Origin of the sequence: Pseudochelatococcus sp. G4_1912, assembly GCF_047501465.1 — a bacterium.
In the GTDB taxonomy this organism is placed as follows: Bacteria; Pseudomonadota; Alphaproteobacteria; order Rhizobiales; family Beijerinckiaceae; genus Pseudochelatococcus.
Genome location: NZ_JAZDRL010000001.1, coordinates 1,019,415 through 1,040,120 on the forward strand (window position 1 = coordinate 1,019,415; position 20,706 = coordinate 1,040,120).

Sequence of the window (20,706 nt, forward strand, 5' to 3'; positions counted from 1 at the left end):
GCCAGCTTATCGAAAGAATTAAAAATCATTACATTCATATTTCTAACAAAATTATTCTATTTATCGCCATCAAATAATTCCATCTTCAGGGCACCAAATGCAAATTCCAAATGTTCCCTTCCTTCCTCTTTTATCGGGCTATCTACACTTACAACGCAATGATAGAGATTTCTATCCATTTCAACTTACATTTCCGGCCGCCACCAATGTGATCGCCGGAGCAATTATTGCTGCGTCTACAAGTGCACAACTCACTGCCACGCAACTCATCACGAATGCCGCCTCTCTAGCGGCGGCATCAGCCACTGTCAGAGCCGTCTCCTGGATTGTAGGCAGCGGCGCTATTGCCACCGGTGCAGGTGTAGTTGTGGGGGGGGCTCTGGGAGTTGGTTCTCTTTTTATAGACTGGGGACTGTATATCGCACTCTTCAGGCACCATGGAGAATTTGCAGACCGAGCAGCTATATGGCTTGATGGATTTATAACGTCACTACATTGGCATTCATTGCTACTTAACGCCAAGTCTTGCCTTGGCCTGGTAACAGCAGAAATGCTAAACAGTATTGATGAAGATAAAATATCACATATAAGCTTACGTATATTGCACCGTCTGCCCAGCGAGGAGATTGAGAAAATAGAAGACCGGATTATTAATCATCTTCCATATGACGAAACGATACATTCCATACGCAATCCGCTGCATTATCCGTTCCCCGGGGAATATTACTAGAAAAATTACATTTACACTTGCTAATCATGCTTGATTATTAGATTTTTCTTAAGAAATAGAACATGCAGGAAATTGCATAACCCAAAACGCAAAGCGACATGTTACCTGGGCGGAGAAATTGTGCAAAGATAATGGGGATTGCGGGGATTGTAGCTTGCCCTTGCTTCTTTAACCGCCCATCTGTGCCTTTTTGGTACATAGCTATTTGTGTGAGCGCTATCATTCTCGCGCACTGTTGAGCAGAGGACATCAATTGCGCTACCCGCCTTCGCTGCTTGAAGAAATAAGAGCGCGCCTGCCCGTATCGGCAGTCGTGGGGAAGCGCGTACGCTTGATCAAGGCAGGGCGTGAATGGAAAGGGTTATCCCCCTTCAATGCTGAAAAAACCCCATCGTTTTATGTCAACGATCAAAAAGGGTTTTATCATTGCTTCTCCTCCGGCAAGCATGGGGATATTTTCTCGTTTCTGATTGAAACTGAAGGCATGCCCTTTCCTGAAGCTGTAGAGCGCCTTGCTGCAGAAGCGGGAGTGCCCTTGCCCGTTTCCACACCTGAAGCAACGCGCGAAGAAGCCCGGCGCAACGATCTTTATGAGGTGGTGGAGCTTGCTGCCGCCTTCTTCGAGGCAACTCTTGCAAGCAATGCGGGTCGGGAAGCGCGTGCCTATCTGGAGCGCCGCGGCATGGGCCTGAAAACCCAGCAAACATTCCGCCTTGGCTATGCACCGGGTGATCGTTTCGCCTTGCGAGATCATCTGATGCAAAAGGGCATCTCGCACGAAGCGATGATCGAGGCTGGCCTGCTCATTACCCATGAAGACACTGCTGTACCTTATGACCGGTTCCGTGATCGTGTGATGTTCCCCATCCACGATCAACGCGGCAAGGTGATTGCTTTCGGCGGCCGTGCCATGCGCACCGATGCGCCGGCTAAATATTTGAACTCATCTGAAACACCGCTTTTTCATAAGGGGCGCGTACTTTATAATCTGCACAATGCCCGCAAGGCTGCATCTGATAAAAGCGAAGTTATCGCGGTTGAAGGCTATGTTGACGTCATCGCCATGACGATGGCTGGTTTTGCACAAACAGTAGCGCCACTTGGCACCGCCCTCACTGGTGATCAGGTCACGCTATTATGGCGCATGGCTGACGAACCTATCCTATGCTTTGATGGCGACGCTGCAGGCCAGCGCGCGGCCTATCGTGCAATTGATACGGCATTGCCATTGCTAGCCCCGGGCAAGTCGATCCGTTTCGCGCTACTGCCCGAAGGGCAAGATCCGGATGATCTCTTTCGTGCAGGCGGCACTGAAGCTATTGCTACCGTGTTGCAACAGGCCCGCCCTTTAGCCGAAATGTTATGGGCACGTGAAGTTGAACATGGTCCGCTTGACACCCCGGAACGACGGGCAGCACTTGAACGACGCCTGAAAGATGCTGTAGGTCAAATCGCTGATGAAACCATACGCCGCCACTATGGCGCCGATATCATGAACCGCCTGCGCGGTCTGCTGCCCGCACAAGGGGTGGCACGGAGTGAAAACTGGGCGCAACAATCCAGCCGCTCCAAATCTGGTGGCGATTGGAAGTCCAACAACGACTGGCGCGCCAATGCCGGTGTCCGTGGCGGTAATTATCGGAGCGGTTCACCACGCGGGAACGCCGCTCTGGCTGCTTCTCTCGCGCCACCTCGTGCCTCTGCATCTCTCGCAAGCCATCCGATGTTTGCGCCAACCCGCGGTGAGTCTCCTCGCGAGGCAATGATTGTGCTCGGCGTTTTAGCCCATCCTGCCTTACTGGATGTCTTTATAGAGGACATCGCAGCGCTCGATTTTTCCGGCCCGCTGGCGCTGGCGTTACGCGCACGGCTGATGGAGCTCGCAGCTGATGGCGAGGCCGATGCCCAGGCCATTCGCGACCGGATTGAAATGGCAGGGCTTGCTACCTCCGTCGCCCGTCTTGTGCATGTAATGATACCGGGTGATCGCTGGATTCTTGCTGCCAGCAGCGCCGAAGATGAAGTATCTGCCGCTCTTCGACAGGCTGTCACCTTGCAAAGACGCTCGCGCACGCTACATACGGAACTCAGAGCTGCAGCAAATGCGTTGGCTGAGGACGATAGTGAGGCGAATCTGGCTTGGTTGATGGATATTCAAGCTCAGGTCAACTCCAAGAAAGGAGCTGAGGCCGATGAAGACCAACTACCAGAGCTTGATGACATTAACTGAACAGAGCAATTGCATATCTAAATGAATGGTCTTAATTCGCTGTTTTTGAGCGTATACCATGCCGAGAGATAGACTCTCGCGGTAAGTATGGATATTGCAGCGCAATGGTATAATAGGTGGATGGTGATTCTCTGGGCGTAATTCATGCATAAGCTGCACACAAGTGTAGTGGCATAGAGCTATCCTGAGGCAATCACCTGCAAAGGTTTCGCATCTGCTCGGATTATCTTGATGCCTCCTGCGGCATGAGAAAAACCTGCAGGCGTCGTTGGTGGATGTAATGGTCGGTGGCTGCCGTCAAAGCATCGGATCGACATCGAACTGAAAGGCGGAAAGCGCTTTTCGGGCATTTCGATGTTTTAATAATTGGCCGGAGATGGGAGGCGTTTTGGCATGAACGCATCCTGTTCTGGTGACGGCCAGTGTGAGTGGAGCAAGGCATGGCGACGAAGACGACAGAGCGCGAAGAAAATCAGGAAGTGGCCGAAGCGCCTGCCGATAATAGCCCGCTGCTCGACCTTAGCGATGCCGCCGTACGGCGCATGGTCAAGCTCGCCAAGAAGCGTGGCTATGTTACGTATGATGAGCTGAACGAAGTTCTGCCGCCTGAAGAATTCACCTCCGAGCAGATTGAGGACATCCTCTCGCAACTGAGCGAGATGGGTATCAACGTGATCGAGTCCGAAGAAGCTGATGCAGAAAACGGCGAAAGCGGCGAAGCTTCAGAGGATGAAGTCGAGGGCGGCGATCTCGTGGAGGCTTCCCGCTCTTCCATGCCTGTAAAGGCGGAAAAGACCAGCGAACCAACTGAACGCACCGATGATCCTGTACGCATGTACTTGCGTGAAATGGGTTCGGTCGAACTGCTATCGCGCGAGGGCGAAATTGCCATTGCGAAGCGTATCGAGGCTGGGCGCGAAGCGATGATCGCGGGTCTATGCGAAAGTCCTCTGACTTTCCAGGCCATCATCATCTGGCGCGACGAGCTGAACGAAGCCAAAGTGCTTCTTCGCGATGTCATCGACCTTGAAGCCACCTATGCTGATCCCGAAGGCAAGGGCATTGTTGAAGAAGCGAATGAAGGCGAAGGGAATGAGGAGCAGGAAGAAGGCGCTCCTCGTCTACGTGAGCCTGCTAGCGACGACCGCCAGGATCAGGAAGAAAAAGACCCTTCGGTAGAAGGCGATCTTGACGAAGACGACATGGAAAATAACGTGTCGCTTTCAGCCATGGAGGCTGAGCTCAAGCCGCGCGTACTGGAGACGTTTGATCGCATCGCCGATAATTACAAAAAACTGCGCCGCCTGCAGGATCAGGATATCGAAAACCGCTTGCAGAATCTTAAGCTTTCTCCAGCTCAAGAGCGCAAGTATCGCAAGCTCAAAGACGAAATCATCGTCGATGTTAAATCACTATCACTGAACCAGAACCGCATCGATGCATTGGTTGAGCAACTTTACGACATCAACAAGCGTCTGATCGGGCTTGAAGGCCGCCTGATGCGTCTGGCTGAAAGCTATGGCGTTAAGCGCGATGACTTTCTGCGTCAACACCAGGGTTCCGAACTTGATCCCAAGTGGATCCTGCGCGTGTCAAAGCTTGGCACACGAGGCTGGAAGGAATTCGTGGCACACGACAAGGATCGCATCCGCGAGCTGCGGCAGGAAGTGCAGGAGCTCGCCTCTGAGACCGGTCTCGAAATTCTTGAATTCCGCAAGATCGTCGCTTTCGTCCAGAAGGGCGAGAAAGAAGCACGGCAAGCGAAGAGAGAGATGATCGAGGCCAACTTGCGCCTCGTGATTTCGATTGCCAAAAAATACACCAACCGTGGTTTGCAGTTCCTCGATCTCATTCAGGAAGGCAATATCGGCCTGATGAAGGCGGTCGACAAGTTCGAATACCGGCGTGGTTACAAGTTCTCGACCTATGCAACCTGGTGGATACGGCAGGCGATCACACGTTCGATCGCCGACCAGGCACGCACGATTCGTATTCCTGTGCACATGATTGAAACGATCAACAAGATCGTGCGCACTTCGCGCCAGATGCTGCATGAGATCGGTCGTGAGCCGACACCTGAAGAGCTGGCAGAAAAGCTCGCCATGCCGCTTGAAAAGGTGCGCAAGGTGCTGAAAATCGCCAAGGAGCCAATCTCGCTCGAAACGCCAATCGGCGACGAGGAAGATAGCCACCTGGGCGATTTCATCGAGGATAAGAACGCGATCCTACCCATTGATGCGGCGATCCAGTCCAACCTGCGTGAAACGACAACGCGCGTATTGGCCTCGCTGACACCGCGTGAGGAGCGTGTGCTGCGCATGCGCTTTGGTATCGGCATGAACACCGACCATACGCTTGAGGAGGTCGGCCAGCAGTTTTCAGTAACACGTGAGCGTATCCGTCAGATTGAAGCAAAGGCGCTACGCAAGCTGAAGCATCCTTCACGCTCGCGCAAACTGCGTAGCTTCCTCGATAACTAGTGCATTAATGCTGCGCGCCATTTTGCGCGCGCAGCATTTCCTGAAACATCAAATACACATTTTAGCCTTACTTGTCACAATTTTGCCGCAATTATTTGTTTTACATAATGCATAATTTATTATTTTTTGGAGATTTATGATGTCGAATGATAGCGTATCTATTGCCATCGGTAATTTGTCCCATACTATCCCTCCTCTCTTCCAACTTTTAATACCTCGAAACACCAATCCCAATACGGGACAAACTGATTCTGGCCGCACTGTTACTTGGATGAATAGCGTACAAGTGAATATAGCGCGTTCTTTTAGCTTGGTTGGTGGAGCTATAGGCAGTTTAGTAGGCTGTATTATTGGCGCAGCAGTTAGTTTAGGCAAAGCTCTAGAAAATTGCATTTGCAAACAAGTTAATTCATTCGATCACAATTACAGGCAGAATAGCCCCTGGAACTTCAACAATATCAGAAGAGAAAGCGCGGTAATAGGTGGCATTGTGTGCGCACTTCCCGGAGTTATTGTAGGAAGTATCGTCTCCAGTGTCATTGTTCCCCCTGTATCCGCTATCGCAAATCTTATAAGCAACTCAAGCTTGAAGAATCCTGCTTGCAATCCAAATGAATTTGCTTGCGATCCAGGGGATATTACTTTCGATCCAAATGGCTTTTCTTGCGCCTCACAGGATATTGCTTACAATCCAAAAAACGACACGCCTTCTCTCCAGATATCATATGAATTCTCACAAACAGTAGATAAGATTGCTGCGCCAAACAGTGCACCCAGCGTTGATTATTCATAGATCCAAAATATAAAACTTAAGCATCTTCTATTAATAAGCATGATGCCGTGTAATGGAGATAAAAACTATCTTCATTACTCAGGCATTTGATTTGAAGCGACCAAGGATTCTAGTTGCGGTCAAACGCGATTTCGACCCCTGCCTTTTCAAGGCTTTCGAAGACCCGTGATGGCGGCATTTCATTAGTAACGAGTGTATGCACGCGCGTGGCATCCAGAACACGGGCAATCGCCGGGCGCAATAATTTTGCTTCCTCACCTGCAGCAATGACACGTGACGCCCGTGCTGCAACTGCCTGCTTAATAGAAACCTTGGCTAAATCGAAATCCATCAAAGCGCCATCGTCATCAATACCAGAAAAGCCCAGCACAGCGACGTCAAAGCGAAAACGTGAAATTGCCTCACGCGCCCACTCATCCGTCAAAGAACCATCTGGCCCACGGACGATCCCACCCGTGACAAACACTTCGGCATCTTGCTCGGAAGATAGAATAGTTGCTGTTGCCAAGCTTGAGGTAAATACGCGCAGGCCGCTTCGCCCACGCAATGCACGCGCAACAGCCTCAACTGTTGTACCCACATCAAGAAACACGCTCTCTCCAGGCTTGATCCGAGAAACCACAAGACGTGCAATACGTTCCTTGGCTTCCGCAGACGTAACCCGTTTTTCTGCATAACCGAGCCGAACAGAAGCCTCTCGTACCCCTGCCCCCCCATGAAAACGTTGAAGCAGCAGCTGTTCATCCAGAAAGATAATATCGCGACGGACGGTCTGTGTAGAGACGTCAAAATGTCGGGCAAGCGAATCAATGGTTGCAAAGCCCTGAGTGTGCACGATTGATAAAATTTCTTCCTGACGTCCTGACAGGTTCCCCTCGTCAGTAACGCTCAATTGCTCGTTCATACGCCCCTCATTCTTTCGATGATGTTACGTGTTTGGCCTGCTTCGCAGACATTTTATCTCCCTTAGTAGATCATAAAGACGCACAGACGTAATCACAAGTACCCGTTTCAAGAGGCATGTTGAACACTTTTCAGATTATGGGGTGTTTAGGCATTTCACATATCTGGTGCAGATTTTCCACGGTTTTTTAACTTGTTCATTAATTTAGCCTGCGCTTCCTCATAGTATCGGGAGCGCACATTTACGACTTCATCTCCCCATGCAAATGAAACTTCTGGGATGAAATGACCATCCTTCACTATTCGGATAGCTTGTGCCAAGGCTAAGCGATCTTCGATGATCATAATACGCGGTTTCTCACGCGGCAATTCTTGATGATCAGGCAATATGAGTGTAATCGGATAATTATCTGCCTCAACGCTAAAGGGATTGCCGGCATCATCACCATGATGAAATACTTCACGACCTGGCTCTCGCCCACAGGCATCATTTAGCAGCGGTAAAAGAGTGCGCATAAATGGTGTAATATTGCCAAGCCCCCGCTTTGGAGGGGGATCATTGCCATCAAGGGGATATTTAGGAGAATAGGGAACCTCTGTAATGGTCTGAGCGGCATTAGCCTGCAAATGAAATAATTCCTGCACCGAGATAGACTCTCGCACGGGTAACTTGGGCCACAATTCCTTTAACGCCTTAGGCGTCACCGGAACTTGTCGTGTTACGGCCTGGCCAGTCAGAATTAGTTTGTCATCTTCCGTGCCAATTATCATGGGTCGTACATGTTCACTACCGTGCGTTTCCACACGGTGAGCGACAAAAGCGAGATCATAGTCAGCTGTCACGGCAATCTCATTTCTATTGCCCATTACTTCAAGAATATCGCTCTTTTCAAATTGCTTACCATTTCGCCGACAGGTAAAAATATCCACCTTGCCATCAGGCTTTCTCTCACCCCAAAAGGCAAATTCACGCCCCTCAACTCTGCCAATCATCGCGCCAGATGTTACTGGGGATTCATCACACAGCCAATTGCCGATAATAGTTAAGTTATTCATTTGCCAAAGATTTTCTCTGGGCAAACTTAAGGCAATGGCTGTCGCCTTTCTCTCTCGTATAGAAATCTCATTTGCCGCCGAAAAAGCTACTGCTTTTTCATGAGGGAGGCCCTTGCGACCATATAACTGATTGCGCGGAATAAAACCGCATAACGGGGGAATAGCAGAGCTCTTTCCCTTTATTGCCATATCTTTTGTACTGAAACCTGCACGAATAAGACTGGTAGCAAAACGATTAACGGCACGAATAGCAATGCAGATTTTCTTTTCTGTTGCCAGTTTCTGTAAGCCGATAGAATGCTCTGCCAGTACACCTCCGCGCAATTCAGCATCTCTTGCTTGCTGCGCAATCGCTTCCGGTGAGCATGCACCTTGCTTACAATCAAGCGATTGCGTGTCTATCGCCAATGATGTCTCAGAGCCAGAAATGCTTTCCAGATGCTGAAATGACCCATTTACAAATGCCATAACCAACCCGCCCTACAATTGCAAAGCAACGCCGCAAGAAACCATTATCAGGCCTCAGAATATGTGGCATCGTAGCAAACTCATAGGAATCAGCAAGCAATAATAAAACATGCGACAACTTGGCTATAGAAGAAAAACAGGTATTATTTACTTACCTATTACCTAATTTTCGATGCAGAACAAGCTCTGCGAGCATAATGATAATTGAGCATATCGCCATCAAAACAATAGACATGACCGCAGCGGCCGGCAGATCTGTGCCAGTTTCTGAGATCTTGCTGTAAAGAACCAGGGGCAGAATATTCACCTGCGTACCCACCAATGCCAGCGCTGTGCCGTAAGCGCCAATTGCGACTGAAGCCGTCAATGCATAAGCAACAGCAATGCTAGGCGCAATCTGTGGCAGCATAATACCCGCCAATGCTCGCACCCGTGAAGCTCCCATTGATCGCGCAGCTGCAATTTGCATGACATCAAAATTCAGAATCGCAGGCAGCACAATCAGCACTACACGCGGAATAAGGTAGTAAGAATAGGCAAGCCCAAGCCCAAATACAGAATAGATCATTCGCCCGACTTGAGCGGGATCGAACCCCAGCTCTGCCAGTAGCATCGTCACAAAACCGGCTCGACCAAATACCAGGATGAAGCCATAGGCTATAATCAGGCCAGAGAAAGTCAGTGGTAACGTAATTGCAATCAGGGTGGTTGTGCGTAAACGAGGTGAATAGCGGGAGAGTGAGATTGCTACCATCACACCAATCATCACCGAAACAAGAGGTGCCAGCGTGCCTATGAGCAAGCTGCCGCGCAAACCGTTCCAGAATACCGGATCAGCCACTACCCTTCCCACTGCTGCCCCTGCATCTGTCCCCGCTTCCAGCAGGATTGACGCTGCAGGTAACGCAAAAAACAATGCAAAAACCAGCACACCCGGCAACATAAACAGGGCAAAGAGATGGCGCGGCATCAAGCCTCCCATGAGCAAAACAATTTCAGCAACCTGCTTGTTTGGTATCGAACCGATGGCAAAAGCTGCTTTTAAATGCCATATCGTATTTTAATAAAGTGTAGTCACCGCTTTTTCATCACGATAACGCTGCAATATAAAAGATCAGAGCATCTTGAGCGTTTCAATGAATCGCCAAGATGCTCTGATACGCTTTGGTCTACTGATTGGCTGTTAGCAGAGCACTTACTGCCCCAACACAGCCTTTGCCCAACCGGCATCAATTTCTGCCTTCTTGGCCGTTGCCTTGGCAATATCGAGCGGATGTAATTGCGGTGCCTCTGGCAATTTATCGGCCACGCTTTCGGGCAATTTCACGCCTGGCACGGCAGGACGCACAAAACCTTCAGCAAAAATGCCTTGTCCCAGATCAGTGGTAATGAAGTTTAACCACAGCTTACCAGCATTGGGGTTTGGGCCGTCCTTTACCAGGCTTATTGCATAAGGTGCGGCAGCAGATGCTTCTTTAGGGATCACAACAGCAATGTCATCGCCCAAACCATCTACATATTTAGCTCGCAAACCATCATTTTCATAACCAATCCAGATCGGAATCTCGCCTTTTATAAACTGCGCATAAGGCGTTGATCCAACATTGCGCAATACATTGCCAGATTTTGCAAGCTGGCCGAGATAATCGATTCCGGGGGCTACATTATCTTCATTGCCACCATGCGCAAGCGCTGCAGCAAACACAATCACTTGTCCCTGCCCTGTCGAGCGAGGGTCCAGATAGACGATGCTGTTTTTATATTCGCGCTGCAGCAGATCAGCCCAGCTTTCCGGAACATTCTTCACCAGCTTCTTGTTCACAAGAAACGCCACATTGAGCGTATGGATGGTGAACCACTGTCCGTCAGGATGCCGGAATTGCGGTGGGAGTTTATCGAAATTAACGGGCTTGAAATCAGCAACAAGCCCCTTCTCGGCGGCATCAAGACCTGATGCTGCAAAGTAGTAAGCTGTATCAGCCTGCGGGCGATTGCGTGATTTATCGAGGGCCACCACGGTGGTTGCTGAACCGAGATCGTTATAGACCAGCTCTATACCCGGATAACGCTGCTGAAATGCCTTGAACTGCGCTGCCCAGTTCGCCCAGGTTGGACCAGTGTCAAAGGAAACGACAATGCCCTCATTTTGCGCAGCCTTGTAAAGTGCGCGCTCGCCGTCATAAAGCTCTGGCCCCTCAAATGCTTGCGCAGAAGCAGTTAATGCAAGCGGCATTGCAAAAAGAGCGGCATATAGCCAGTTTCTCATTATCGGTTCCTCCCTAGAACAGCACTTAAAATCGACCCAAGTAAAGGTGATTAAGGGCGACTGAAAAACACGTTTAAACATTTACAGCAAGTAGAATTATTCGTTGGAGCAAGACAATATGCATCAGATGCAATGAATTGCACTGCAAAATGGCAAATAATGCACATCCGAGCTTAGTGCATTCTTAATAGCTTAATTGAATCGGATGGCAGCTTGATGTTTGAAAATGCTTCTCTCGAATGCGTTTGCAGTTTCAGGTTGAGCGAACCAATAGCGAGATCGATACGCCGGATTGCGCCCAAATGACGATCCGCTAAAACCATAACGCCAAAGGTATTAATACCTGTTGCGGAAATTGAAGGCTCAATCCGTTCAGGACGTATCAGAACGGTGACGACATCATCCACCGTAAAGCCCTGTGTATTCGCATGCAGTTCTAATCCTGCAGTTTGGTTACTCACAACTCCTGCTTCCTCAAGCATCACCCGTCCTGGCGCGCAAACACGTCCTCGCCACAGGTTCGCTTCCCCTACAAAAGCGGCAATGGCTGGATTGGCAGGATGGTCATAGAGCACCTGTGGTGTCGCAATCTGCACTAACCGCCCATCCGCAATCACTGCAACACGATCCCCTAACGAAAGCGCCTCTTCCTGATCATGCGTAACATGCAAAGTCGCGATACCAGCAGCCCGCTGCACCTTGAAGATCTCATCCCGCATTTCAACCCGGAGTGCGGCGTCAAGAGCTGACAATGGCTCATCAAGCAGCAAAGCATTTGGCGAAAATACCAACGCCCGCGCCAGGGCCACGCGCTGCTGCTGCCCGCCCGAAAGCGTTGCAGGTCTGCGCTCAGTCAAGCTCCCAAGCCCCACGCGCGCCAATGCGTCCCGCGCCAACTTCAAACGCTCAATACTACCGATCCCGCGCATTTTCAGCGGGTATGCAACATTCTGCACCGCACTCATATGCGGAAACAGCGCATAATTCTGAAAAACAATCCCCAAATTCCGCGCTTCAGGCTTTAGATGAGAAATGTCGATATCATTGACCAAAATGCGGCCGCTATCAGGTACAATAAAGCCTGCAAGCAACTTCAATAGCGTTGATTTACCTGAGCCCGATGCACCAATGATTGTCAGCAGCTCACCATCTTCTACGGTGAGATCGATATCCGCTAATCCCATACGGGTCCCGGGATAGGTGTATGAGACGCCTTCAAAGCGCACGGTCATCGGCTTTAGACTTTCCGTTGCATGGCAAAGCCTGTTCGGCTTGTCATGGAGGTCGCTAGCGCAGCAATCACAGCCAGGCTTAGCAACACGACAGTCGCCGCGCAGGCAAAGCCCGTTGCGCCATAGAACGCCTGCAGCAGTACCACGGGGTAAGTACGTGATAAAAAACCTGAAACCAAATTGGACAATTGAAATTCACCAATCGAAAGCGCCGCAACCGTCAACAACGACGAGGTGAGGCTGGTTGCGACGAGCGGCAATACAATATCGATAAAGCGCGCTCGAAATGGCGCACCTAGCGCCGCAGCCGCCTGCTCCATGGCGGGCAAACCAGATTGCTGCATATCCGCTACCAGCGCATTCACAGTATAAGGCAAGGTAAGCACCAAATGCCCTGCAACCACGATCCAGAAAGTGCCAAGCCATGGCAGTGTATTTGACGAAAACACCAGTATGAAACCGAAGCCCAAAACCAGTTCAGGCACAGCGACAGGCAGCAGCGAAATTAGACGCGCCGCCAATTTCACCCCACGCCGTGCGGCTGCATGGATAGCATAAGCCAATGGCAAACCTACCAGCACATTCAACACGCACACCACTATCACCACGCGCAGGCTTGTGAAAAAAGCCCGGCGAAAACTGGGATCAGCAATAAGCTCAGCATACCACCGCCAGGTGAACCCATGTGGAAGAAGCGTATTTGTCCAGGTTTCGCCAACTGAGCCAACAAGTAGCAACGCAATTGGCGACGCCAGAAATACAAGATATAGCAGGGTAATAAGCCCCAATGCACCGCCTCCGGCAAACCAGAATCAGAATGTCATAGCATTTCATAAACGAGCAGACATCAACTGGATTGGAAATACCTTACAGTATCAATCCCAATTTACTTTCAATGAAACTGGAAAGCACCTCAATAGCACGATGCAATAGAGCGCTGGTATCTGAACGAGAGATTGAAAGAAGCACCTTGTCAGCAACCAGCATAATCTATTGTACGAGCCTCAATCAGCAACCGGCGCATCGCTAATCAAATGCTCTGCAATATGAGCAATCACTTCATCCAGCTTTTTACATCCAACAGCACCTTCTACAAATGGCGAATCGCCAAGTGTAAATACCGGCCGACCAAAATGAAGACCATAGGCCATCTCTGTCAGCGTGCCATAACCACCGCCAATAGCCACGAGCGCGACACTAGCCCGCGCCAGAATCGCATTGCGGACGGGACCAATGCCCGTAGCTAACGGAATAGCAACATATGGATTTCCCTCGCGCCATTCCGTATCAGGGAGCACACCAATTGGTAAACCACCTGCTTCGAGATGGCCCTTGCAGGCAGCTTCCATCACCCCGCCCTTGCCGCCGCAAATCAACTGCAATCCAACTTCGGCCAGCATGCGCCCAAGCTCATATGCAGATGTGATTTCTTCCGATGATGCATCACGAGGGCCAATGATTCCAATGGGCACACGACGCGCCGCAGCACCTGTAAATACCAGGCGCAGCGCCTCTGTGCCTGAAGCAACAGCGGTCACATCATCAGGCAACGCACCACTGGCTTCCCACTGCAGCATCCAAGGATTAAACTGCAAAGCCTCAGCAGCACCGGCCCGGACATATCGATAAAGCGTATGCTCCCCCGCAGACCAAGCCAGCAATGACGGTGAGGCATTTCGCTCAGAATAAGACATAAATTGTCCACTAATTCACGTTGTCAGACACTAAACGACCGATAACTAACACTCACATCGTTTGCAACGTAGAATGATACGGCGCAGTACACTTTTCCGCACTATTTGCTCATCTCTGGCATATAGACACTTTCTTTTTTGGGAAATCATGATGGAATGCTTAATAATTTATGACATTGCTCAAGAGCAGTTTGCGTTCAATTTAATTATTCAGATGAACACAAACTGCAGCAAAATATATAGATAAGAGCGCAGCTCTGATTCCGCCGGTATGTCCGGCGCTTTAACTGCAGCCGTGCCCGCCGCCTTCCTTGACGAGCCGCTGCCAGTCGGGCCCAAGCACTGATCTAGCATCGATTGCATCGGCATAACCATCGTCACCCTGGCGGAACATTTCCACTGAGAGTGAGCGATCATAACTACCGGCTATAGATGTTGACCCTGGAATATAGCGCGAGCGCGTAACCAGCGTTCCATCAGGACGCATTCTATTGATCGTCTCATAAGTTCCGGGATTCGTGATTTGATAAGTATTGTCCGCAGCGCCACCACTTGTAATGATATAACGATCATAACCGGCGCGTAACGTTTCGATAGCAGCCGCCTTGGAGGCAACCCTGGCTGCACCTACAGCACCACAGCTGGAATCGGCGCTGGCATCAATAATGAGACTACTAGCGGAAGTCCGCGTGACCTCGACAGTTGAGCAAGATGCCAGGAAAAGAGCAAACATTCCGCTCGACATGATAGCAACTGCAGGATGACGCATAGACTTCCCCCCAATGAAGCACTTCACAATCCGACATATTTGTCGTTTGCACTCGCTACAATTTTGACTGAATAGTCATGCAAAGGCAATCATGACGATAAATACCCTTCGCATTTAAACTCAGATAGCAGAATGTATATAAAAAATTAATTACAATAAAAAAATAGTAAATTATAATTTACACATAAATAAAATAATATACTGAATTGCGTATAAGGTTTTTAATTGTCAGAAATATTGTTTAGCGCATATGCATTATGTACATGCAACAGGAATTATAATTTATATGGGAGAAAATGAAACCAACTGAATGGCGGGAGTTACAGGGTTCGAATCCGCTACCTTCGGCGTGAAAGATCGAACAAATTTGAAAATTCGTGAATATAATCAATGCACTGTGATAATACGCATCTTGCATTACTGGCTATATAATGCATGCAAGTGTCGCACTAAATTGCATCAATCAATTGCGCTTCCTGCCGGTTGATTCTGTGCTTGATATCAACTTATAAACAAAAAGGAACGTAAAGTTTTCAGAGGGTATATAACTAAAGATGCATTCATTTTAAATGGAACAATAAATTTTTAAAGACTGCGCGATAAGCGCCAATCTTCTTGGCTTATAAGGACTTAGACATGGATAGGGCAGAAAGCATTCTCATCGCTGGTGGAGCCGGATATATTGGATCCTCGGTGGCTAATGCCCTAAGTGATGCTGGATATAAGCCCATTATCATTGACGATTTAAGTAGTGGCCGGCAGGAATTTGTTGAAAAATATAAGCTTTATGTCGGATCCATCGGGGATAAGGAACTTTTAAGACGCGTATTTTCAGAAAATGATGGAATAACGTCTGTAATCGACTTTGCTGCAAAAATTGTCGTGCCAGATTCAGTTATGAATCCAGTATCTTATTATGAGAATAATGTATCACAAACCTTAAATCTTATTGATGAAACAATAAAAGCAGGCATCCGATCGTTTATTTTCAGTTCTACGGCTTCGCTATATGCTGAAACGGAAAATTTCTTTGTTGATGAGAGTACCCCAGCTGATCCTAAAAGCCCTTATTCTACAAGCAAGTGGATGGTTGAACGAATTTTAAGGGATATCGCGGCTACTGGGGCTTTATCTGCTATTGTGTTGCGCTACTTTAATCCTATTGGCGCCGATCCAGAGCTAAGATCTGGTCTTCAGATACGAGATCCTAGTCATGTCCTGGGCAAAATGATATCGGCCCAAGAGAAAGGAGAGGAGTTCACAGTTACGGGCCTTGATTGGCCAACCCGTGATGGCTCTGGGCTCCGTGATTATATACATGTTTGGGATCTGGCTCTTGCACATGTGGCAGCTGTCAAATTAGCCAATAAGTTCCCAAAAACGAAATTTCCGGAAGATGATAAAAACTACATAACAATTAATCTGGGAACAGGTGAAGGCACAACAGTGCTTGAATTGGTTGAGCAGTTCCGACAAGTGGTTGGTTGTGACTTTCGGGTAAAGTTTGGCCCACGAAGACCGGGAGATGTGGCCGGCGCTGCCACGCGCTCACGTAAGGCCGAAACGCTGCTTGGCTGGAAAGCAAAATACTCCATAGGCGATGGAATTCGCGATTCGCTCCGCTGGCGGAAGCAGTTCTGGTAGAGCGCCATAGCTGGTACACTGATATGCAAACGATATACTTATGGAGGCAGCTTGCCTCCAGTTTTAGTTATCAAATCGAATGCAAGCTGCGGAAGAAAATAGAATCAAGGGCGCTAAACATTCCTTTTTCTTAAGAACGCCCAATGCTCTAACAAACATCTCCCGATTGAATTGCATTAGCGACAGCACAAAGCACCGCATACCTGTTGTTTTTCTGCTGCCCATCACGCGCAGATAGCAAATGCGTTGTCAGCCTCGGATTATATGCAAAAAGCTTACACTCTGGTGCATGTTGCAACCGTATGACAGGCTGATCAGGCTCGTGAACCTGGTCATAAAGCAACCCCAAAAGAGCATAGACCGTATAAGTGCCACAGCCCTATCACCGGGAGTGTCACAAATTAAACACAGTAGATTTGGGGAAGGTAAATTATTTTCTGATTTCAGCCACTTAAGTGGCGGGAGTGACGGGGCTCGAACCCGCGACCTCCGGCGTGACAGGCCGGCGCTCTAACCAACTGAGCTACACCCCCGGAAGCGACACTTTGTTCCGCGTCGCTGCGGTTGTTGTGACTTAAAGCCAGTCCCCATCACTGTCAAGCGATCTTCATAAAGAAACGAAAACCACACCAAAACCTGTGAACAAGTGTGGATGGAAACACACGACATTTTTATGAAAAACGTATTATTTCCATATACTTCTCATAAACATGTCCATCTGCCAGCTAAATCCTATCGAGATGTCTGACGTATGATGGGTAGATCCAGATCGCGAATCTTTTTGCGTAATGTGTTGCGATTCACCCCAAGCAATTCAGCTGCCCGGATTTGATTGCCATTTGTGGCGTTCAACACGGCGCTCAGCAGCGGCGCTTCAACTTCGCGCAGCACGCGGTGGTAAAGCCCCGGAGGCGGCAGTGCGCCGCCTAGTCCCGCAAAATAGTGGCTGAGATAGCGCTCGACAGCCTGCGAGAGGTCCATCGGGTCATTCTCGACCACCATTGTGGCCCCAGCCGTTGACAGTGGTGCGGCAGCGACATCGAGCTCTGCATCGATAATCGGCCCGGTAATCGTTTCCTGCGTGTAAAGAGCGGTCAAACGCCGAACGAGGTTTTCAAGCTCGCGCACGTTCCCTGGCCAGCGGTAACGCTTGAGCTTATCCATGGCCGCTGCATCGATTTGCTTGGGCGCGAGGCCCTCACGCGTCGCGCGGGCAAGAAAATGGCGCACCAGGTCTGACACGTCCTCCGAGCGCTCCCGTAACGGCGGCAGGCGCAGCGGCACGACATTGAGACGGAAGAACAGATCCTCGCGAAATTGCCCCTGTTCAATGGACTGGCGCAGATCTTTATTAGTCGCAGCAATGATGCGTACGTTTGTGCGGATAGCAGTCTTACCGCCAACGCTGGCATATTCGCCCTGTTGCAGCACGCGCAGCAGACGCGTCTGGGCCTCCATGGGCATGTCGCCGATTTCGTCCAGAAACAGCGTGCCACCCTCCGCCTGCTCAAAACGGCCAGCCGACCGTGTATGCGCACCGGTAAAGGCCCCTTTTTCATGGCCAAACAGTTCTGATTCAATCAGATCCCGCGGGATAGCTGCCATATTTACTGCAACAAACGGTCCACTACGACGCTTGCCATAATCATGTAGTGCACGGGCTACCAGCTCCTTGCCGGTACCGGATTCACCAGAGATCATCACCGTCAGATCGGTGGACATCAACCGCGCCATGGCACGGTAGATGTCCTGCATGGCGGGAGAGCGGCCAATAAGCGGGATTTCCTCGCCCTCTTCTCCCATCGCAATACCGATACCCCGCGGACGCGATAAGGCACGCCCGACGATGGATACCAGTTCCTTCAAATCAAAAGGTTTGGGCAAATACTCATACGCCCCTCGTTCCGAGGCACGGATAGCGGTCATAAACGTGTTCTGAGCGCTCATGACAATCACAGGCAGTTCCGGGCGCAGTTGGCGGATGCGCGGCAAAAGATCGAAAGCATTCTCATCCGGCATCACAACATCGGTAACGATAAGATCGCCCTCGCCCTGTGATACCCAGTTCCACAATGTGCCGGCATGCCCGGTGGTGCGGATGTCATAACCAGCCCGTGTCAGCGCCTGGCTGAGAACGGTGCGGATAGAGGCGTCGTCGTCTGCTACGAGTATCGTGCCACGGCCCATAGTTACATCATTCCTTTACGCCTGCTCCGTCGCGGCATCCGTCTCACGTCCATCACGCGAGGCCACGATGGGCATCAGAATCCGAAACGCGGTACGATGGGAGATACTATCACATTCGATAATACCGCCATGTTCGCCCACAATCTTGGCAACCAATGCAAGACCGAGGCCAGTTCCACCCGCTTTCGTCGTCACGAAGGGGTCAAACAGGTTTGGCAGCATGTCCGCAGGCACTCCCGGGCCATTGTCACGCACGCTGATTTCCAGCGGCAACCTCACCCGTTCACTACCGGATAGCTGCACTTGAACACCGGGCCGATAAGCCGTTGTCAGTACGATTTCACCATCCTGCGCATCAGGACCAATAGCCTCGGCAGCGTTCTTGATCAGGTTCAGAAACACCTGAATCAGCTGGTCGCGATTGCCATAAATGGGGGGAAGAGAGGGATCATAATGCTGTATGATCTTGATATGGCGTGCAAAACCTGTCTGTGCAAGGCGGCGCACGTGGTCGAGCACATCGTGAATGTTCACCGATGTGCGTGCCAGCGGATGACCCTCGCCCAGCGTCTCCATCCTCTCAACAAGCTTGACGATACGATCCGTCTCATCGCAAATCAGGCTGGTGAGTACACGGTCCTCATCGCTCACTGCTGTTTCGAGTAATTGGGCCGCACCGCGAATGCCTGATAAAGGGTTCTTGATTTCATGCGCCAGCATTGCGCCAAGCGCGGTCAATGAACGTGCTGCCACTCGATGCGTCAGCTGTCTGCCCATTTTTTCAGCATTTGTACGTTCTTGCAGCAGAAGCACCACCGAGCCATCCGATGCAGTGCCCAATGGGGCAGCAAAAATATCGACGATGCGCTCTTCCTGAATACGGGTGAGCGCCATTTCAATCCGATATCCGGTGATTCCGCCGCCACGTTCGCGCACTTCCTCCACCATTGCCAGCACAGGCGAGTCGAACGCCACAAGGTCTGACAGGCGCTGGCGACGCAGCACTGGTAGGCTAAGGTCGAAAAATGTCTCTGCCGCCGCATTGGCATAAGCAATTCCTCCGCCACCACCCACGACCAGAACAGGAAGGGGGAGAATGGCGAGAATACCTGCTTCTTCAGGCGGCGAGAGAGGTATCGACATTCGCAAACAGCTTTCGCAACAGAAGAATAACCTCGGCTGGCGTTTCGCTAACCACAATGCGCGCCCGCATGGCGCGTGTGTGCTCGCAAAGCGTCACCTGCTCCAGCGCATTATCCGCATAAGCCGCCAGATGCTTGCGCGCATGGCGCACACCCATTCGCGCTCCGTAGGTGGCGAGCAAAGTTTCATAATGCTCAATCGCACAGGCCAGCTGCTCAGCACGCGATGGTCCGGCAGCGTCAGCGCCATCAAGCGCCCGCGCAATTTCACCAACGCACCACGGACGCCCCAAAGCGGCCCGCCCCACCATCACGGCATCCGCACCCGATGCAGTGAGCGCTTCCTGCGCATGCAAGGTGGAGGCGATATCGCCATTCACTACCAGCGGCACACCCGGAATGGCCTCACGCACGGCCCGCACAGCGGTCCAATCCGCAGTGCCCTTATAAAACTGCTGACGCGTGCGCCCGTGCACGGTAATCATCTTAATGCCCGATGCCACAGCCCGCGCTGCCAGCTCCGGTGCGTTGCGCGAGGTGTCATCCCAACCAAGGCGCATCTTGAGTGTAACCGGCACTTGCACCGCCGCAACCGTTGCCTCGACAAGCTTGATAGCATGATCGAGATCGCGCATCAGTGCCGACCCGGACCACCCACCTGTTACGCGCTTGGCAGGACAGCCCATGTTGATATCGATGATATGCGCCCCGGCGGCTTCTGCCACGCGTGCGCCCTCTGCCATCCATCGCGGATCGCAACCAGCAAGCTGCACCACGTGGGGCGCAACGCCTTCACCTTCAGCGCGGGTGCGGGCCTCTTCATCGCCACAGGCAAGATCATCGGAAGCCACCATCTCTGATACAACCAATGAAGCACCAAACCGTGAGGCAAGGCGCCGCATTCCGATATCGGTAATGCCCGACATCGGTGCAAGAATCGCGCGTCCCGCTAATGTTATGGGGCCGATAGCAAGCGGAGCCTCTGTAACGGCATCTGCCGTCACTCCCGCACATTGATGGGCGTCATCCTGTTTCATCATGGTTTTGAAGAGAAACAATCATTTCGTCTTCAACGCAACACTTTTTGCAAAATGACCTGCATCATATCGTTC

The 20,706-nt window shown here is 50.6% G+C and carries 16 protein-coding genes and 1 tRNA gene; 5 read left to right on the plus strand and 12 right to left on the minus strand.

Annotated features, from left to right (window positions below; translation table 11 throughout):
* The first annotated feature begins 97 nt into the window (after positions 1-97).
* The 4 genes from VRZ32_RS04660 to VRZ32_RS04675 all read left to right on the plus strand — a co-directional run bounded on the left by VRZ32_RS04660 (position 98) and on the right by VRZ32_RS04675 (position 6,233).
* Complete coding sequence (locus VRZ32_RS04660; protein WP_414524533.1) at positions 98-730, plus strand: hypothetical protein; 633 nt, start codon at positions 98-100, stop codon at positions 728-730.
* A 253-nt stretch (positions 731-983) separates the two neighbouring features.
* Complete coding sequence (gene dnaG, locus VRZ32_RS04665) at positions 984-2,960, plus strand: DNA primase (protein ID WP_414524534.1); 1,977 nt, start codon at positions 984-986, stop codon at positions 2,958-2,960.
* Between the two features lie 440 nt (positions 2,961-3,400).
* Positions 3,401-5,440 (plus strand): RNA polymerase sigma factor RpoD, encoded by a 2,040-nt coding sequence (rpoD, locus tag VRZ32_RS04670; protein ID WP_414524535.1) that lies wholly within the window; start codon positions 3,401-3,403, stop codon positions 5,438-5,440.
* A 139-nt stretch (positions 5,441-5,579) separates the two neighbouring features.
* Positions 5,580-6,233: a hypothetical protein gene (locus tag VRZ32_RS04675; protein ID WP_414524536.1), complete on the plus strand. Its 654-nt coding sequence runs from the start codon at positions 5,580-5,582 to the stop codon at positions 6,231-6,233.
* Between the two features lie 109 nt (positions 6,234-6,342).
* Here the strand turns inward: VRZ32_RS04675 and VRZ32_RS04680 are convergent, their stop codons facing one another.
* From VRZ32_RS04680 to VRZ32_RS04715, 8 genes are all read right to left on the minus strand, one after another.
* Entirely contained in the window at positions 6,343-7,137 is a 795-nt protein-coding gene (locus tag VRZ32_RS04680) for a DeoR/GlpR family DNA-binding transcription regulator (RefSeq protein WP_414524537.1), read from the minus strand.
* 155 nt (positions 7,138-7,292) lie between these two features.
* Complete coding sequence (locus tag VRZ32_RS04685) at positions 7,293-8,660, minus strand: anthrax toxin-like adenylyl cyclase domain-containing protein (protein ID WP_414524538.1); 1,368 nt, start codon at positions 8,658-8,660, stop codon at positions 7,293-7,295.
* 151 nt (positions 8,661-8,811) lie between these two features.
* Positions 8,812-9,630, minus strand: a complete 819-nt coding sequence (locus VRZ32_RS04690; RefSeq protein WP_414524539.1) for an ABC transporter permease — start codon at positions 9,628-9,630, stop codon at positions 8,812-8,814.
* A 225-nt stretch (positions 9,631-9,855) separates the two neighbouring features.
* Positions 9,856-10,926: an extracellular solute-binding protein gene (locus VRZ32_RS04695; protein WP_414524540.1), complete on the minus strand. Its 1,071-nt coding sequence runs from the start codon at positions 10,924-10,926 to the stop codon at positions 9,856-9,858.
* Positions 10,927-11,099: 173 nt separating this feature from the next.
* The gene (locus VRZ32_RS04700; protein ID WP_414524541.1) at positions 11,100-12,158 is read right to left on the minus strand and encodes an ABC transporter ATP-binding protein; all 1,059 of its coding nucleotides are present in this window, start codon (positions 12,156-12,158) and stop codon (positions 11,100-11,102) included.
* Positions 12,159-12,163: 5 nt separating this feature from the next.
* Positions 12,164-12,946, minus strand: a complete 783-nt coding sequence (locus VRZ32_RS04705; RefSeq protein WP_414524542.1) for an ABC transporter permease — start codon at positions 12,944-12,946, stop codon at positions 12,164-12,166.
* Positions 12,947-13,162: 216 nt separating this feature from the next.
* Positions 13,163-13,852 (minus strand): TIGR00725 family protein, encoded by a 690-nt coding sequence (locus VRZ32_RS04710; RefSeq protein WP_414524543.1) that lies wholly within the window; start codon positions 13,850-13,852, stop codon positions 13,163-13,165.
* Positions 13,853-14,135: 283 nt separating this feature from the next.
* A complete protein-coding gene (locus VRZ32_RS04715; protein ID WP_414524544.1) occupies positions 14,136-14,621 on the minus strand; it encodes a hypothetical protein in 486 nt (161 codons plus the stop codon).
* 636 nt (positions 14,622-15,257) lie between these two features.
* Here VRZ32_RS04715 and galE point away from each other — a divergent pair.
* Positions 15,258-16,265 (plus strand): UDP-glucose 4-epimerase GalE, encoded by a 1,008-nt coding sequence (gene galE / locus VRZ32_RS04720; protein WP_414524545.1) that lies wholly within the window; start codon positions 15,258-15,260, stop codon positions 16,263-16,265.
* 456 nt (positions 16,266-16,721) lie between these two features.
* On the opposite strand, the gene VRZ32_RS04725 is transcribed toward galE, so the two are convergent.
* The 4 genes from VRZ32_RS04725 to dusB all read right to left on the minus strand — a co-directional run bounded on the left by VRZ32_RS04725 (position 16,722) and on the right by dusB (position 20,631).
* Positions 16,722-16,798 (minus strand) — tRNA-Asp (locus VRZ32_RS04725).
* A 199-nt stretch (positions 16,799-16,997) separates the two neighbouring features.
* The gene (gene ntrC, locus VRZ32_RS04730) at positions 16,998-18,452 is read right to left on the minus strand and encodes a nitrogen regulation protein NR(I) (protein ID WP_414524546.1); all 1,455 of its coding nucleotides are present in this window, start codon (positions 18,450-18,452) and stop codon (positions 16,998-17,000) included.
* 15 nt (positions 18,453-18,467) lie between these two features.
* Positions 18,468-19,595, minus strand: a complete 1,128-nt coding sequence (locus VRZ32_RS04735; protein ID WP_414524547.1) for a two-component system sensor histidine kinase NtrB — start codon at positions 19,593-19,595, stop codon at positions 18,468-18,470.
* Entirely contained in the window at positions 19,570-20,631 is a 1,062-nt protein-coding gene (gene dusB, locus VRZ32_RS04740; protein ID WP_414524548.1) for a tRNA dihydrouridine synthase DusB, read from the minus strand. The genes VRZ32_RS04735 and dusB overlap by 26 nt, the downstream gene beginning before the upstream one ends.
* Positions 20,632-20,706 lie beyond the last annotated feature (75 nt).